Source organism: Polaribacter sp. Asnod6-C07 (genome assembly GCF_045063625.1).
Classification (GTDB): domain Bacteria; phylum Bacteroidota; class Bacteroidia; order Flavobacteriales; family Flavobacteriaceae; genus Polaribacter; species Polaribacter vadi_A.
Map to the genome: position 1 here is coordinate 1227846 of NZ_JBEFOF010000005.1, position 17559 is coordinate 1245404.

The 17559-nt window shown below is 28.8% G+C and carries 19 protein-coding genes; 10 read left to right on the forward strand and 9 right to left on the reverse strand.

From position 1 onward, the window contains the following. Positions 1-9: 9 nt before the first annotated feature. The 6 genes from ACJJVK_RS05025 to gdhA form a co-directional block, all read right to left on the reverse strand. Positions 10-978, reverse strand: a complete 969-nt coding sequence (locus ACJJVK_RS05025; protein ID WP_405563836.1) for a YHYH protein — start codon at positions 976-978, stop codon at positions 10-12. Positions 979-1078: 100 nt separating this feature from the next. Next, positions 1079-1759, reverse strand: a complete 681-nt coding sequence (locus ACJJVK_RS05030) for a toxin-antitoxin system YwqK family antitoxin (RefSeq protein WP_215994455.1) — start codon at positions 1757-1759, stop codon at positions 1079-1081. A 17-nt stretch (positions 1760-1776) separates the two neighbouring features. Then, positions 1777-2538, reverse strand: a complete 762-nt coding sequence (locus ACJJVK_RS05035) for a YHYH protein (protein WP_215994456.1) — start codon at positions 2536-2538, stop codon at positions 1777-1779. Positions 2539-2689: 151 nt separating this feature from the next. After that, positions 2690-3529 (reverse strand): alpha/beta hydrolase family protein, encoded by an 840-nt coding sequence (locus ACJJVK_RS05040; protein WP_405563840.1) that lies wholly within the window; start codon positions 3527-3529, stop codon positions 2690-2692. Between the two features lie 107 nt (positions 3530-3636). After that, positions 3637-4260, reverse strand: coding sequence for a LysE family translocator (locus ACJJVK_RS05045; protein ID WP_405563843.1), 624 nt, complete (start codon positions 4258-4260; stop codon positions 3637-3639). A gap of 86 nt (positions 4261-4346) precedes the next feature. Beyond that, a complete protein-coding gene (gdhA, locus tag ACJJVK_RS05050; RefSeq protein WP_405563846.1) occupies positions 4347-5690 on the reverse strand; it encodes an NADP-specific glutamate dehydrogenase in 1344 nt (447 codons plus the stop codon). Positions 5691-5897: 207 nt separating this feature from the next. Here gdhA and pheS point away from each other — a divergent pair, with 207 nt between their 5' ends. Both pheS and ACJJVK_RS05060 read left to right on the forward strand, forming a co-directional pair. Next, on the forward strand, positions 5898-6917 hold the full coding sequence (gene pheS, locus ACJJVK_RS05055) for a phenylalanine--tRNA ligase subunit alpha (RefSeq protein WP_405563849.1): 1020 nt from the start codon (positions 5898-5900) through the stop codon (positions 6915-6917). Positions 6918-7051: 134 nt separating this feature from the next. Then, positions 7052-7447 (forward strand): hypothetical protein, encoded by a 396-nt coding sequence (locus ACJJVK_RS05060; RefSeq protein ID WP_405563852.1) that lies wholly within the window; start codon positions 7052-7054, stop codon positions 7445-7447. 2 nt (positions 7448-7449) lie between these two features. Here the strand turns inward: ACJJVK_RS05060 and ACJJVK_RS05065 are convergent, their stop codons facing one another. From ACJJVK_RS05065 to ACJJVK_RS05075, 3 genes are read right to left on the reverse strand one after another with little or no spacing between them, the layout of a single operon-like run. Next, positions 7450-7602 carry a hypothetical protein gene (locus tag ACJJVK_RS05065; protein WP_405563854.1) on the reverse strand — a complete coding sequence of 51 codons (153 nt, stop codon included), beginning with the start codon at positions 7600-7602 and terminating at the stop codon, positions 7450-7452. Then, a complete protein-coding gene (locus ACJJVK_RS05070; protein ID WP_405563857.1) occupies positions 7589-9184 on the reverse strand; it encodes an anti-phage dCTP deaminase in 1596 nt (531 codons plus the stop codon). The genes ACJJVK_RS05065 and ACJJVK_RS05070 overlap by 14 nt, the downstream gene beginning before the upstream one ends. A gap of 23 nt (positions 9185-9207) precedes the next feature. Beyond that, complete coding sequence (locus ACJJVK_RS05075) at positions 9208-10683, reverse strand: Na+/H+ antiporter NhaC family protein (RefSeq protein ID WP_405563860.1); 1476 nt, start codon at positions 10681-10683, stop codon at positions 9208-9210. A gap of 79 nt (positions 10684-10762) precedes the next feature. Between ACJJVK_RS05075 and glpK the strand changes: the two genes are divergently transcribed. From glpK to ACJJVK_RS05115, 8 genes are all read left to right on the forward strand, one after another. Continuing rightward, positions 10763-12247, forward strand: a complete 1485-nt coding sequence (gene glpK, locus ACJJVK_RS05080) for a glycerol kinase GlpK (protein WP_405563861.1) — start codon at positions 10763-10765, stop codon at positions 12245-12247. Positions 12248-12355: 108 nt separating this feature from the next. Beyond that, positions 12356-13012, forward strand: coding sequence for a hypothetical protein (locus ACJJVK_RS05085; protein ID WP_405563864.1), 657 nt, complete (start codon positions 12356-12358; stop codon positions 13010-13012). Positions 13013-13196: 184 nt separating this feature from the next. Continuing rightward, complete coding sequence (locus ACJJVK_RS05090; protein WP_405563867.1) at positions 13197-14054, forward strand: sensor histidine kinase; 858 nt, start codon at positions 13197-13199, stop codon at positions 14052-14054. Beyond that, entirely contained in the window at positions 14051-14722 is a 672-nt protein-coding gene (locus ACJJVK_RS05095; protein WP_405563869.1) for a LytR/AlgR family response regulator transcription factor, read from the forward strand. Before ACJJVK_RS05090 ends, ACJJVK_RS05095 begins: the two co-directional genes overlap by 4 nt. Before the next feature lie 2 nt (positions 14723-14724). Next, positions 14725-15267, forward strand: coding sequence for a pyridoxamine 5'-phosphate oxidase family protein (locus ACJJVK_RS05100; RefSeq protein ID WP_405563871.1), 543 nt, complete (start codon positions 14725-14727; stop codon positions 15265-15267). A 60-nt stretch (positions 15268-15327) separates the two neighbouring features. Then, positions 15328-15570 (forward strand): hypothetical protein, encoded by a 243-nt coding sequence (locus tag ACJJVK_RS05105; RefSeq protein ID WP_405563874.1) that lies wholly within the window; start codon positions 15328-15330, stop codon positions 15568-15570. Beyond that, positions 15552-15860: a type II toxin-antitoxin system RelE/ParE family toxin gene (locus ACJJVK_RS05110; RefSeq protein ID WP_405563876.1), complete on the forward strand. Its 309-nt coding sequence runs from the start codon at positions 15552-15554 to the stop codon at positions 15858-15860. Before ACJJVK_RS05105 ends, ACJJVK_RS05110 begins: the two co-directional genes overlap by 19 nt. Next, on the forward strand, positions 15857-17503 hold the full coding sequence (locus ACJJVK_RS05115) for a glycerol-3-phosphate dehydrogenase/oxidase (protein ID WP_405563878.1): 1647 nt from the start codon (positions 15857-15859) through the stop codon (positions 17501-17503). The genes ACJJVK_RS05110 and ACJJVK_RS05115 overlap by 4 nt, the downstream gene beginning before the upstream one ends. The last annotated feature ends 56 nt before the right edge of the window (positions 17504-17559 follow it).

The following is a 17559-nucleotide window of genomic DNA, read 5'->3' on the forward strand; positions in this document are numbered from 1 at the left end:
TAAAAATCTTTAATTTGCGTATACCCCATGAAGACTATTAATGAAGTTATTTGTTCCTGCATAATCTACATGATAGTGATAACCTCTGGTTTCATCATAATGCCCAAGAGATTCATCTAAATCACTGAGTATAGAGCTATCATAGTTATACATTCCATAACCATCAAGAGCATAACCAATCATACCTGTATGACCATCTGTTTGTTCAATCTGAGTGCTTATTCCTGTAGCTGCATGATAATGATAACCTGCTGCCAAATTTATATGTCCTCCAGCATCATCAAAAGGAGCTAATGTATATGCGCCTAAAATATTACTTACTGGTGCTGGTGCATCAAAAACAACGCCATTAAAAGCCAATCCTCTAACACTTGGTCCTGTTGACATTGGTCCTGATCCAAATGCTGTTGGAGAACTTGCTTCTACAGGTGTAACAGGAATGTAATATGTGTTTGTAATGCTTTCTAAATAAGAAGGTAAGCATTCTACACAATAATTTTTATAATCATCTCCAACATCTGGAATAGCTGCATTTGCACAATCTTCTTTAGATTCAGTTTTTGTTATTTCTCCTGTAGAACTATCGTACATGGACCAAGTACTATCAGAATAAAACGTTGCTAAATTTTCGATAAATGAACCATCTACATCATATTTTTCTCCACCTTCTAACCAGATTCCTCCTGCTGATGCATCATCAGAAATATTACTAGGACACCAAGGACCCATATCATGATCTGTTGCTAAACCAGTAACAACAATTTTATAACAATCTGCAGTTGATCCATCTGACATTGTTCTAGATTCTATAGTTATTGTTTCTGATAACCCTGCTGTTAAAAATAAGGATTCATCAACATCTACAACAACTAAATCGCTTGTTATTTCTTCTTCTATTTCTGTTGTAGAATTGCTTGAACATGCAAAAATCATAAATGATAATGCAAACAATGTTATGTAATATGATAATTTTTTCATGTTGTTGTTGTTGTTGTTGTTGTTGTTTTATTTAGTTAGATGTCATTTTTAAAAAAAACTTGTGTAAATTATTATTGTTCTTTTATTAAAATTAAAAAGATTACTTTATTACTGTAGCCATGGTTCTAATTTTAATTTCTTCATTTTCTACTTCATAACAAGATTTTGATCTTTGAAGCCCATATCTAATTCCGTTTTTAACTTGAAAATTTCGATATAAACTTCCATTTAATCTCCATGCTTTTTGAAAACCATCTTGTTTATCATTCTTATAATTATAAATAAAAGCGATGTTGCCATTTGAATACCAACTTTTTTGAAAACCTTCTTTTTTATTGTTCTGATAATTATAAGAAAACTTTAATTTCTTTGAATCTTTCCAGTAGCCAAAATGATTTCCTACAGAAACATTTTCTTTATAACTTCTTATTTCAAAAGGGTTACCATTTGCATAAAAACTTCTATAAATTCCGTTTAATTTTCCATTAAATACAGAGCTATAGGTTTTTACTTTAAACCCTTTTTGTTCTTTGTAAATGATTCCAGAATATTTTTTATCATTTAAATAATAAATACCATTTGTTAGAGATACATTAGGGTTCTTAAAGTCTATAGTATCTTTGGGTATGTTTATAATTTCTGTAAAAGAATCTTCTTTTTTGTCTTCAGCTTTAAGGATGTTATTTTTTTTAGTTTGGCAACTTATCAATATAAAAAAACAAACAGTAATTATATATATAAAATTACTTAATTCATTTTTATTTTGGTGAAAATTTGCCATCTTAAAATAGTATTAATTTACTGTGTAAATGTTCCTTTGGTTCCATGATAAGCTCCTGATTTAATAACAAATAAACCAGAAGTAGAATATTCTTCACTACTTATGTGATAGTGGTAAATTTCATCAGAAAAATCATTTGTTGTACCTGTATGACCTCCATTTTCATCTAAATCATTTGGATAAGAACCATCAGCATCTTTTCTTCCATAAACAGGAAAACCATCTCTAAGAAATCCTATTAAATTGTTTTCATCTACACTTAGATAAGTTCCTTCACAATGGTAATGATAATCTTCTCCTGGGCCTGGATGTGCGCCTGTTGAGTCAAAAGTACTCCAAGCAATTTCTGTTAAAACCCCACTTCCTTCATAATCATTATAAATTGGAGCTCCATTTAAAGCCATACCTACAGCACCTAGTTCTGTTTCTTCTTTATTTATTGCCTCTTGAGGATAAATAGGTATTGTCATTGCATAATTATGAGCAACCATACTTGTGTTTGCATTGGCGTGGTTTGTACCTGGAAAATCTTCATACATTTCATGACCTGAACCCCAATATGGAGTTTTATGATCTGGTAAACCTGTACTAGAAATTGTTATATAATCTCCACTAACAGCAACGCTAACATCGTTAGTATAACTATTAGTAAAGTTAGCTTGAACTACAGATGTAATATCTACTGAAGATTCATCAATAATTGTTGTTGTTTCTGATTCATTATCACTTGAACAAGCAAAAAAAACCAAGAAAAACATTGGAAAAATTAATTTTTTCATTGTTTTTTGTTTTATTTAAAAATATTTAGATGCAATCTAAATAAAAAACTTGCGTTAATTTTTATTTTTTTTGAAAGTCTTAAAAATTAATCGTTTTTCTATTTAAGAAATTGCAACACTATTTTTAAATCTATTGAATAAGAGTTGTATGTTAATTCAAAAATTTAAAACAAAATTCTACAGTTTCTTTTAGTTCTTGAGATAAATTATTTTGTTTCCAAGGATGAGAAACATTAAACACATGATTTGCGTTTTCTATAACCTTAAATTGTGCATCTGGATTCCATTTTTTTAGATTTTCTCCTTCAGATATAAAAACAGCATCATCTTTATTTCCGTGAATAATTAACTGTGGAATATCTAAATTTTTAACTGCATTCGGAATACTTAAACAAGCTTCATTTAATTTATAATTTTCATAAAACTGATAAAAATGAGGCATTTGCTGATTTGTTCTTCCATTAACAACATATTTAACTCCGTTTTTTTTCCAGTTTTCTAAATCGCCAATAGTTGAGCTTCTTTTGCCAAAATCGCAAACTGCTGCTAGTGTAATTACTTTTTTAACACGATTGTCTTCATTGGCTTTTAATAACACAATTCCTCCTCCTCTACTATGTCCAATCAAAGAAATATCATCAATATTGGCCTCGTTTTTAAAAGTGTTATCATTAGAGATCCAATCAATAATAGATTTTAAATCATCTAATTCTTTGGTATAATTGTTATTACCAAATGCTTCTAAATCTGGGAAATCTATAGGCTGCTCTATTGTGCCTCCATTATGAGAAAAATTGAATTTTATAAAGAAAAAATCGGCTTTTGCAAAGTCTTCTGCTACTAAATTCCAAGGTCCCCAATCTTTAAAACCTTTATAACCATGACAAAAAATAACTACTTTTTTAGGTTGATTTGTAGGTTTGTAAAAAACATCTGTAACTATTGGTTTTTGATGATTACCATCAACAATTATATTTTTAAGTATTTTCATCCGAAGAAATTATATTACAAAATTAATTAAAGTTAAGATACAAAAAGCAAACATTCATCATCTTTAAATTAGACGAACAAACTAATAATTAAGTTGTTGTGCAAAAACTACTTATTAAATAGATAAATTAAGTTACCTATAGCTACAAAACCGGTTAAACATCCTAAGATAAAATCCATCTTAGATGCTATAAAGGTTAGTTTGAGTTCTATATTTTTAGCAACAATAGCATAAATTGTATAGAGCGTAAAAGAACCAATTGTAGAACCAATTGAAAAATAAAATGCATTTAAATAACTGTAGTTAAAATACTCAAAACCAATTAAAAGCGATATAAAAGTAAAATAAAAAGGAATGGCCATCATATTTAATAACGACATTAAAATTCCGTAGAAATAAGACTTAGATTTTGGTATTTCTTTTTCCATTTTTTGCTCTTTGGATGAATAATAAACTCTAAAAAAATTAATGGATAAAAGAAATAAAATACCTGTACCTATTTGTTGAATTAAGGTGATATATTCTGAATTTTTCATTAAAATGTTTGCCAAATAAGCACCTAAATTTGCCTGAAAAAACAATACTGTTGCGTAGCCAGTTATTAAATAGAAAGTAGATTTTTTACCATTTCTTAGGCTATATTTTACTACAGTTAAATTTAAAAAACTAGGTGTAATACTTCCTAAAGAAGCAATTACAAAACCTAAAAGTAAGCAGATAAGAAAGTTCATAGTTTGTTATTATATAGCAAAGAAACAAAGAAACGCACCAATAAATTGATGCGTTTACAATATATAATAACTCAAAAAAGATTTTTTTAAATAATACCTTGTGCTAACATTGCGTCTGCAACTTTAACAAAACCAGCAATATTTGCGCCTCTAATATAATCTATAGAACCATCTTCATTAGCTCCATATTCTACACAAGAATCGTGAATATCTTCCATAATGTCTTTTAAGCGAGTGTCTACTTCTTCTCTAGACCAAGAAATTCTTAAAGAGTTTTGAGACATTTCTAGACCAGAAGTTGCAACACCACCAGCATTAGATGCTTTTCCTGGTGCAAATAAAATCTTAGCATTGTTAAACTCGTGAATAGCTTCTGGTGTAGAAGGCATATTTGCACCTTCAGAAACACACATACAACCATTTTCAATTAATGCTTTTGCTTCTTCTCCATTTAACTCGTTTTGAGTTGCACAAGGTAAAGCAATATCGCATTTAACAGACCAAGGTCTTTCTCCTGCTACATATTTTGCAGACGGATATTTTTCTAAATACTCGCTAATTCTACCACGTTTTTCATTTTTTAAATACATAACGTGTTCTAATTTTTCTGTACCTATACCTTCTTCATCGTAAATATAACCTCCAGAATCTGATAACGTAACTACTTTTGCGCCTAATTCAATTGCTTTTTCTGCTGCAAATTGTGCAACATTTCCAGAACCAGAAATTACAACTGTTTTACCATCAAAAGAATCGTTTTTACGTTTTAGCATATTTTGAGCAAAATATACATTTCCATATCCTGTAGCTTCTGGTCTAATTAAAGAACCACCCCAAGATTGCCCTTTACCTGTTAAAACACCTGTAAACTCGTTATTTAGTTTTTTATACATACCAAACATAAAACCAATTTCTCTAGCACCCACTCCAATATCTCCTGCAGGTACATCTGTATTTGGTCCAATATGTCTGAATAATTCACTCATAAAAGCATGACAAAAACGCATAATTTCGTTGTCTGATTTTCCTTTAGGATCAAAATCAGAACCTCCTTTTCCTCCACCCATAGGTAAAGTTGTTAAAGAGTTTTTAAATACTTGTTCAAAAGCTAAAAACTTTAAAATACTAGCATTTACTGTTGGATGAAAACGCAAACCACCTTTGTAAGGCCCAATTGCAGAATTCATTTGTACTCTATATCCTCTATTTACTTGAATTTCTCCATCATCATCTACCCAAGAAACTCTAAAAGAAATTAATCTTTCAGGTTCTACCATTCTTAATAAAATGTTTTTCCCAAAATAAATATCATTATCAATGATATAAGGAATTACAGTTTCTGCAACTTCTTGTACAGCTTGTAAAAATTCTGGTTCATGACTATTACGTTGTTCTACCAACTTCATAAAGCCATCAATTTTGGATTTCATATTTTCTTCCATACTTTATTATGATATTAATAAAATTTAATGCTGCAAAGATAGTTATTTTTCAATATGATAAAATACAAAAGTTTTCTTAAATATATTTAATTGCCCTTATTTCAATCGATTTCGTTTGAGTTGACTCTTTTATTAATAAAAGCAATCTTAAACTCTCTAAAAAAGTTTAAATTTGCAACATAATTTTATTTAAAAATGTTAGATAAAGTAAAAGAATTAATTGGTGAGGTTGAAGTTTTTAAAGCAACAACTAAAGATGAAGTAGAAACATTTAGAATTAAATATTTGGGTAGCAAAGGTTTACTTAAAGGTTTATTTTCTGAATTTAGAAATGTTGATGCTGCTTTAAAAAAAGATTTAGGACAAGCTTTAAATAGATTAAGAAATGCTGCAGAAGGTAAAGTTGCTGCATTAAACGAATCTTTAGAAAGCGCTGTTGAAGAAAAAGGAGTTTATGGTGATTTAACTAGACCTTCTGAACCAATTGAGTTAGGATCTCGTCATCCAATATCATTGGTAAAAAACCAAATTATTGAAGTTTTTAATAGAATTGGTTTTACAGTTTCTGAAGGCCCAGAAATTGAAGACGATTGGCATAACTTTACTGCATTAAACTTGCCAGAATATCATCCTGCAAGAGATATGCAAGACACGTTCTTTATTGAACAAGATCCAGATATTTTATTACGTACACACACATCTTCTGTGCAAGTTCGTTATATGGAAAATAACGAACCACCAATTAGAACTATTTCTCCAGGAAGAGTTTTTAGAAACGAAGATATTTCTGCTAGAGCACATTGTATTTTTCATCAAGTAGAAGGTTTATATATAGATACTGATGTTTCTTTTGCTGATTTAAAACAGACGCTTTTATACTTTACAAAAGAGATGTTTGGGAAATCTAAAATTAGATTAAGACCTTCTTATTTCCCTTTTACTGAGCCAAGTGCAGAAGTAGATATTTACTGGGGATTAGAAACTGAAACAGATTACAGAATTACTAAAGGTACTGGTTGGCTAGAAATTATGGGTTGTGGAATGGTAGACCCAAATGTATTGAAAAACGCAAACATAGATCCTACAAAATATTCTGGTTACGCTTTTGGAATGGGTATAGAACGTATTGCAATGTTATTATATCAAATACCTGATATTAGAATGTTTTATGAAAATGACAAGCGTTTCTTAGAGCAATTTAAGAGTGTAATTTAAGAAGCCCATCCTAACCTTCCCAAAGGGAAGGAACTCCAATCTATATGTAAAATTAGATTTTTTAACTATGAATGGTGCTAAATTTTTAAAACTATAATTACCTAATAATTTCTCCACTTTTAGGGAAAGGGGATATGAAAAAAGACATTCAAATACCAGAAGTTACAAACGTAGAATTGGCAATTGTTTATGAATACAATGATATTTATAAAACTGATGATTGGAACGTGTATATCATCAACAACAAAAATGTTGATTTAGAAATGATGGTAATTGTTACACAAGGATTTTCTGACACCAAAATATCTTCTTTATTCCGTAAAAAGTTAGACAAATTACCTGCAAATTCTTTTGCTAAAATTGAATTGATTCAGCCTGAATTATTCAAATTAAATAATCGTTTTCAAGTTACTTTTTTTGAAGGAAATACTTTGTATGAAAAAACATTTATCTTCGAAGCAAACACCATTAAAGAAGGTGCTTTACGTATGATTGATGAAATTAAAAAAAGAGGGATTTTGGCTAAATAATTTTATTTTTTTAATAATGATGCCAAATTATTAATCATCTTATCTGTTCTATAAGTATTTATTGAAGTAACTGTTCTATTTGATTTAACAGGTGAAGAGTTTGGTTTAATTGATGGTGTTAACTTAATAAGTTTTGAAGGTTTATTGTTTGCCATTTTCAATAATTTTATTTTTATCATCAATTCTTTTAGACGCTAAGACTTCTCTATAAAAAAGAGTTTGCAAAGATATACTGTTAACAGGAAATAATTCGTGTTTATTTCTACTATTACATAATGTTTCTCCAGTAATTTTATTTTTTCTTTTCCTGCTTTTCTTGAAGAAAGATACATATTTTTTTGGAGAAACACCTTCAAACATTAAAATTTGTACTTTTTCTTCATTATTTTCATCTAAATCAGAATCATCAGTAATTGCATCACTATGTAAATCAACACCCTTACTTTTAACATATGGTTCGATGTAATAAAGTTTAGTTATACCAGCTGCAATTATATGTCTTACACAATTATGGCAAGGATAAGTTGTACAGAAAAGTGTACTTTTTTTTAATTTTTCTCCAAATAATGAAGCTGCATTTAATATAGCATGCATTTCAGCATGAACAGACCTAGAAAACTCGATTAAAGTTTTAATTGAAGAATCTAAAAGAACTTCTCTTAATAATTTAATAGCTTCATTTTTATTATCTAATTCAGAATTATCAACTTTTTCTTTAAAACTATTTTCTATTACATCTCTAATATTTTTTTTATTAGAATCATTAAAACACTTTCCACCTTTAATATAACAACGATTATCAATTTTAGATTCGGAAGTATATAAATTCCCTCCATATTTTGGAACATCATTCCACCCAACAGATAATAATTCTTCACCAGAAATAATAGATGCACCAACTTGTCTTGATAAACATGCTGAATTTACTGATGCTGATTGAGCTTCATACATTGCTCTTTCTTCAATAGAAGGCGTTATTATTTCATTCTGAAAAATAAGGTTTACAAATCTTTCAACTTTCTTACTTACATCATTTTCATTTGATTTATCAACTTTAATAAAAAAATCTGATTCAACAAAAACATCTCTTACTTGTTGTCCATTACTATTAGTTTCTTGATATGCATCAATTTTAATAAGTTCTTTTGCTTCCAAAAGAGATAGATTTGTTGAAGAAACGTTATTAATTCTCTCTTTTTTGGGAGTGAAAATTCCAATTAGATAAAAAACCTCACTATAAACATCCCTTAAAACTTCTAATTCTTCTTTATGTTTAATTGAGTCTATAATGTAACAAACTCTTTGTGGTTTCACATTTGAAAAATCTGATTCATCTTTAATATTAAACTTTTCTTTTTTCTGATTAGCAATCTCAGATATGGCTAAATTGGCTAAATAATCATTTTCGAATTTTTCTCTAAGTTTATTCCCTTTTTTAATTTTTCTAATATGATTAATAAAACCTTTTGTTTTTCCTTCATATTGATTTTCAATTTCATCAAGAGAAACTTTTAAATCACCTTCAATAAAACTGCTTAATTTAATAGTTTTAATTTGATAACCATATTCTTTTAATTCTTTTTTTAAATTGGTTATAATAAGGTTTTTCTTTGCTCCTATTTGTGAACAAATACCTATAACAAGTTCTGTTGTATGCGTTTCTTTTACTCTTTCAGATGTAGATTTATTTGAATATCCAAAAGTAGAAACTTCTAGTTTTTTTACTGCTTCTCCCATAACTTTTTCTCAAATATATAAAATCATCCCAAAAAACCAATAATTAAATACAAAATAGTCGTAAGTATCCCTCCAAACAAAGCATAAGGCAGTTGTGTTTTTACGTGGTCTATATGATCGCTTGCAGAAGCCATTGATGAAATTATTGAAGTATCAGAAATTGGCGAACAATGGTCTCCAAAAATTCCTCCTCCTAAAGTTGCAGCCACAACAATGGTTAAATCGGCACTGTGAATATTTGCCATAGGCACAGAAATTGCCAACATAATTGCAAAAGTTCCCCAAGAAGTACCTGTAGAAAATGCAATAAAAGAACTCACCACAAAAACAACAGCAGGCAACAATTCTGGAGACAACCAACTTTCTGTAATATTTGCTACGTAATTACCAGTATCTAAAACTTTACAAGCATCACCAATTGCAAAAGCCAATAACATTAATAAAGCCAAAGGCATTAATTCGCTAATTCCTTTTAAAGTTAAGTTTACAGCTTCTTTTGGTTTCATAATTCCTTGTATAAAATACATTATCATTGCTACTAAAATAGCTGTAATTACAGCATATAAAACAGATGATGAACCAGAACCTTCACCAATTGCTTGTGAAGCGTGATTTAAGAATGATGTTGCTTCTTTTACAGCATCCCAACCTGTATAAATTAAGTTAATTGGCATCATACAAACCATCACCAAAAGTGGCACAATCATATTATACGCTTTGGCTTCTATACCTTCTTTTGGCGGAAAAGAAGTTACCTCATCAGAAACCATTGGTTTAGAACCTTCGTTCATTAACAAACCTGTTTCTTTGGTTCTTTTTTCGGCTTTTTTCATCAATCCAAAATCCTTTTTTGATAAGATGATGAAGAATAAAATTCCGATTGCTAAAAGTGGATAAAAGTTATATTTAATTGAAGCTATCATCACCGAAAATGGTTTTTCTATACCTTGTGTTAACAACAGACCCATAATAAATGCACCCCAAGCATTAAAAGGAATTAATATTGATGAAGGCGCAGAACTTGAATCTGCTATGTATGCTAGTTTTTCTCTTGGAATTCCTAATTTATCAAAAATTGGTCTGTATAAAGTACCTACAGTTAAAGAACTAATACTAGTTTCTACAAATAATAACAACCCAGTAAAAGTTGCCAAAATTTGAACCATTACTCTACTATAACCAGATTTCTTGTTTTCTAATTTTACTAGTTTTTTATTAATAATATTAATAAAACCTTCTACACCTCTAGAATATTGAATAAATATCAACAAAGAACCAACCAAAGCACTAAATATAATAGTTCTTGTATTTCCTTTCGATTGAAAAACGTTTACCATTCCTTCAATCATTGCTAAAGTTCCTTCTAAAGGATTCCAACCTTTAATTATCAACCAAGAAAACCAAATTCCGAATAACAAAGCAATATAAACTTGCTTGGTTCTTAGCGCTAAAATGATTGCAATAATTGGTGGTATTACTGATAAAAATCCATATTCCATAAAAAGAGTTTTTATTTTGCTAAAGGTAATAATTTATATACTTGTTATTTTGTAAATTGTGAATCCGATTTTACCAAAAATGTCAAAAAAATATATTTTAGCTTTAGATCAAGGAACCACAAGTTCACGCTCTGTTATTGTTGATGAAAAAGGTGAGATTATTGCTATTGAACAACAAGAATTTAAACAAATATTTCCAGAATCAAGTTGGGTAGAACATAATGCTTTAGAAATTTTAGAAACTCAATTATCAACCTTAAAAAAGGTGATACAAAAAGCCAATATTAAAGCTAATGATATTGTAGGTTTAGGCATTACAAATCAAAGAGAAACTACCGTAATTTGGAATAAAAACACAGGAAAACCAATTTATAATGCTATTGTTTGGCAAGATAAAAGAACCGCAAATATTTGTGAGAATTTAAAGAAAAAAGGATTAGAACATCACATAAAAAAAACAACTGGTTTAGTGGTTGATGCTTATTTTTCTGGCACAAAAATTCATTGGATTTTAGAAAACGTAAAAGGCGCAAAAGAAGAAGCTAAAAAAGGAAATCTACTTTTTGGTACTATAGATTCTTGGCTTTTATGGAATTTATCTGATAAAAAAATACACGCTACAGATTACAGTAATGCATCTAGAACAATGCTTTTTGATATTAACAATTTGTGTTGGGATGCAACAATTTTATCAGCATTAAAAATTCCGAAAGAAATGTTGCCAGAAGTAAAACCTTCATCATTTCATTTTGGAGATTTTATCTTTGATGGATGTAAAATTCCGATTGCAGGTATTGCTGGCGATCAACAAGCTGCTCTTTTTGGACAAACTTGCTTTAAAAAAGGCGAAGCCAAAAACACTTATGGTACAGGTTGTTTTTTATTGATGAATACAGGCACACAACCTCAATATTCTAAAAACGGTTTACTAACCACAATTGCTTGGGGAATAAACAACAAAGTCTATTATGCTTTAGAAGGCAGTGTTTTTGTTGCTGGTGCTGCAATTCAATGGTTAAGAGATGGATTACAAATTATAGAATCTGCTGAAGAAAGTGAGTTTTTTTCAGAAAAAGTAGATGAAGAAAACCCTGTAATTGTAGTACCTGCATTTGCTGGTTTAGGTGCTCCTTATTGGGATATGTATGCAAGAGGTGCAATTTTTGGTTTAACTAGAGATACAGGTAAAAATCATTTAATAAAAGCCACTTTACAATCTTTAGCTTACCAAACCAAAGACTTGTTAATTGCCATGCAAAACGATGCAGAAACACCTTTAAAAGCCTTAAAAGTTGATGGTGGTGCAAGTGCAAATAATTTGCTAATGCAGTTTCAGGCAGATATTTTAAACACAGCTGTAGACAGACCAAAAAATACAGAAACTACTGTTATGGGTGCTGCATATTTAGCAGGAATTTGTGTAGGTTTATGGCAGTTAGAAGATATTGAAACCGATAAAAAAATAGACCAAGAATTTCTACCAAAAATATCAGAAGAAAAAAGAAAACGGCTTTATAAAAAATGGCTAAAAGCTGTTGAAAGAACTAAGGATTGGGTTGATTAATTTCCTAAATTACTTTTTTACCGAGAAAAAAATAGTGTTTGTCTAAAAAATTCTCTTTCATAGGTTTCTATTCTTTTTTTGCTTCAAATAATTTTAAATTTAGAAATCATGAAAATTAGAAATGTAATTTTAGGGCTTTGTTTATTACTATTAACTTCTTGCGTGGTAAAATCCTTACATCCTTTTTACACCAAAGAAACCATCTCTTTTGATCAACATTTTATTGGAAATTGGCAAGATTCAAAAAAAGGAACTTGGATCATTGTTTCTTTTAAAGAAGAAATGTTAAAAGAAAATCCGCTAGAAAAAATGAAAAAAAAAGATTTAAAAATCTATGACGAATATAAAAACAGTTATTATATAAAAAGAAATTATAAAGACAATGAGGTTTTGTTTATTGCAACACCTTTTGTCATAAATAATCAAAGGTATTTAGATTTTTTTCCTTTTGATCATCAAGAAAATATTGACGATTTATTAAGTAGTCATTCTATTTATACACATAGTTTGGTAAAATATGATGTTAAAAACAATGGACAAATTGAGATCCGTTGGTTAGATGAAGATAAAATTGCAGCGCTTTTTACAGAACATAAAATAAAAATACAACACGAAAAATTTGGTTTGTTAGACGATAAATATTTGTTAACGGCAAACTCTAAAGAGTTACAAAAATTTATTGAAAAATATATGGCTTCTAACGATGCTGATAAATGGGAAACTTCCACAAAATTTACTTTAAGCAAAATAGATGCTAGAAAATAAATCTATATTTATAAGAACAAACGTCCACAATAAAATAACTTTTAATACTTTATTGTGGAGCTGTTCTTTTATAATATTATTGTTTCTGTTTTCAGGAAGCACATCGCCTTCAAAAATAGATTATATCTATACCAATTGTTTTGTTATAACTTTACTAATTCCTGTTTCGTTGAATCTTTATTTGTTGATTCCAAAATATCTGAAAAAAGAAAAACACCTTCTTTTTATTGTTTTTTTTACAATAAACCTCATTGTTTTTGCTGAGTTAAATTCTTGGTTTTTCGAGTTGATTACCAACACTTTTTTTAATGATTATTACTTTATTTCTTATCACAATACGTTAGAAATCTACTTTATCTTTTTCATTTTCTTTATACTCACTTCTTTACTAAAATTAGGTGAAGATTGGGTGTACTTAAATCAGAAAGAAAACAAGGTTTTAAAGGCTCAAAAACAAGAAATAGAACAACAATTATACTATTTAAAAGGACAAATAAATCCTCATTTTTTATTCAATTCTTTAAACGTTTTATATTCTTTAGCGATAGATGGTAAAAAAGATATTACCAATGCAATTTTACAACTGTCTGATATTTTAAGATATGTGATTTATGATGTTGAAGCAGATAAAATATCAATTCAAAAAGAAATTAAGTTAATTCAAAATTATATCGATTTTGAAAAAAACAGACATGTAAAAGGTTCTAAAATTAAGGTTGATTTTAAGGTTGATGAAAATATAGAAGTTTATCCTATGTTATTATTACCACTGATTGAAAACAGTTTTAAACATGGATTAAAAAGTGGTGGTGCAAACCCGTATATCAACATCAATTTAAAAGTAGAAAATGGAAAATTAGAATTCGAAATTTCTAATAACTTTATAGAAATGAAAAATCCTGATTACGAAGAAAAAAAAGGGATTGGTTTAAAAAATATTCAAAAAAACTTAGCGCTTGTCTATCCTAATAAACATCAGCTTTTAATAGAAAATAAAAAAGCTATTTTTACTGTAAACTTAAGCATATATTTAAAAAAATGAACATAAAATGTATCATAATAGATGATGAACCTTCGTCTCAAAACGTATTAAAATCGTTTATTAATAAAATTGATTATTTAGATTTACTACACGTTTGTAACAATGCCACTGAAGCTTTAGCGTATTTAAAAAACAACTCTGTAGATTTACTTTTTTTAGATATAAATATGCCACAACTCTCTGGTGTTTCTTTTTATGAATCGTTACAAAACCCACCAAAAGTAATCTTTACAACTGCATATTCAGAATATGCTTTAGAAGGTTTTAACTTAGATGCTACAGATTATTTATTAAAACCTTTTTCTTTTGAACGCTTTGTACAAGCAGTTTCTAAATTAAAAAATTTAAACGATCATACAACAGAAAACATCATTATAAAAGCAGATAAAAAATTACATCAAATAAAAATCGATGAGATTTATTTTATAGAAAGTTTAGGAGATTATATAAAAATTCATTTAGAAAATACAACTTTAGTTACTTACAAAACGTTGACTAAAATGTATAGCGAATTGCCAAAATCTAGCTTTATACAAGTGCATAAATCGTTTATCATCAATAAAAATAAAATCAATTATATTGAGGGGAATTTAATAATTATTAATTCAAATAAAATACCTTTAGGGATGAAATATAAGAAAGCTTTTCTCGAATTTTTTAACTCATAATTATGTCAAAATTCTATACAAAAATCACGTCAAGACTTCAAAAATTTATTGAAGCACAAAAAATATTCTTTGTAGCAACCGCTCCAAATTCTGGTAGAATAAACTTATCTCCAAAAGGTATGGATTCTTTTAGGGTGATGAGTGAAAACCGAGTTTTATGGCTCAATGTTACAGGAAGTGGCAATGAAACTGCAGCTCATTTATTAGAAAATGAACGTATAACAATTATGTTTTGTGCTTTTGAAGGTGCTCCTAATATTTTGCGTTTGTACGGAAAAGGCAAAGAAATTAAAGAAGGTGATGCTTCTTGGGATGAATTAATTCAATTGTTTCCAGAAACTCCAGGAACACGTCAAATTTTTGATATTACTGTAGACTCTGCACAAACTTCTTGTGGAATGTCTATTCCTTTTTTTGATTACAAAGGCGAAAGAAATGAATTGAATGACTGGGCTACAGAACAAGGCAAAGAAGGCATTGCAAACTATTGGAAAGATAAAAATCAAACTAGTATTGATGGTTTACCAACAAACATTTTAGAATAATAACATTTGATATTTGTTTAGATAAATCTATTTTAAGATATTTATATAAATTTAAGAGGGATGAAAACAATTGATAACATAAGAAATAGCTTAATAGACAAGTTACAATCTATTAATAATAAAGATGTTTTGGAGGCAATTGATAAATTGATTTCTACAAGGAAAATAAATTCTGAAGATATTGAATTCACAGAAGAGCAAATTATGATGTTAGAAATGAGTGAAAATGATATTAAAAATGGTAATGTAATTTCTCAAGAAGCTATGAATAAAAGAAATTTTGAATGGTTAAACGCAATGTAGTTTGGACAAAAACTGCAGATATACAATTTGTTGGTATTCTTGAGTATTGGGTAAAAAGAAATAAATCTACAGTTTTCTCAAAAAAAATGATTAAAATTGTCAGTAACAGAACTCTTCAAATTGCTAAAAACCCCTATTCTTATAAGGAAACAAGTTTCAAAGAAATAAGAGTTGCTTCTTTAAATAATTACAGTATTTTTTATAAAATAACACCAACAGAAATTATAATTTCTGCTTTTTGGGATAATAGACAAAATCCTAAAAAGCTTTTGAAAATTTTACAAAAATGAAAAACTTCTCATACTTTAAAAGAGCAGAAATTACATCAAACTTAAAAGAAACTGAGTTTGATATTTTAATTATTGGAGGTGGAATTACAGGTGCAGGAATCGCTTTAGATGCAGCTTCTAGAGGTATGAAAGTTGCCTTAATAGAAAAAGGTGATTTTGCTTCTGGAACTTCTAGTAAATCAACAAAATTAATTCACGGTGGTTTACGTTATTTAAAACAATTCGATTTTTGGTTGGTTAAAGAAGTAGGTACAGAACGTGCAATTGTGCACAAATTAGCACCTCATTTAGTAGTACCCGAAAAAATGATTTTACCTTTAATAGAAGGTGGAACTTATGGTTCTTGGCTAACTTCTGTGGGTTTAAAAGTCTATGATATTTTGGCTTCTGTAGAAGGTGAAGATAAAAGGCAAATGCTATCTAAAAAAGAGGCTTTAACCAAAGAACCTTTACTACCAAAAAAGATTTTAAATGGTGCTGGTTTTTATGCAGAATATAGAACAGATGATGCTCGTTTAACAATAGAGGTTTTAAAAACAGCTTTAAATTACGATGCAAAAATCATTAATTATACAGAAGCTACCGATTTTATTTATGAAAATAAAAGAGTTGTTGGTGCTAATGTAAAAGATGTTTTAACTGATGAAAAATACGCTATAAAGGCAAAATATGTAGTAAATGCTTGTGGACCTTGGGTAGATGAATTAAGGCAAATTAATCACTCTAAAACAGGCAAACGTTTACACTTAACCAAAGGAGTTCATTTGGTTGTTGCGCACGAAAAATTACCTGTAAAACAATCTGTTTATTTTGATGTTCCTGATGGTAGAATGATGTTTGCAATTCCTCGTGGAAAAGTAACTTATTTTGGCACTACAGACACCAATTATCAACTAGATAAAGAAAACGTAAACACCAATTTAGTAGATGCAACGTATTTAATTTCTGCTGTAAATAATATGTTTCCAGACATCAATTTAACTTTAGATGATGTTCAATCTTCTTGGGCTGGTTTAAGACCTTTAATTCACGAAGAAGGAAAATCGGCTTCTGAATTGTCTAGAAAAGATGAAATTTTTGTGTCTGACACAGAACTAATTTCTATTGCTGGTGGTAAATTAACTGGCTACAGAAAAATGGCAGAACGTATTGTAGATTTAGTTGATAAAAAATACAAACGCAGATTTAACAAAGAATTCGAAGAGATTAAAACCAAAGACATTGTGCTTTCTGGTGGTACTTTTAAAAATTACGATGAAGTTAAAAGTTATACTGATGCTATACAGAATAGAATTGCAGAAGTAGATTTTAACAGAAAAGATGCTGAATATTTAGTACATAATTATGGAAAACAGACAGATATTATCCTTCAAAAATTTGATGATTTAATGCACGATAATATGCAAGAAAAAATGATAAATGCAGAAGTTTGGTTTGCTATAAATTATGAAATGGCTTACAGTCCAACCGATTTTTTTATGCGTAGAACTGGTCGTTTATTTTTTGATAAAACTAGTGTAGATATTTACAAAAATTATGTAGCGCAACTGTTTAAAAATCAGTTTAATTGGGATGAAATTACAACCGAAAAAAAAATACAAGAATTAAATAAAAATTTAACATTAGCTTGTACATTCAATTAAAAAATAGTTTACATTTACTATAGTTATTTTATCAATTTTTAGGCCTATGAAAATAT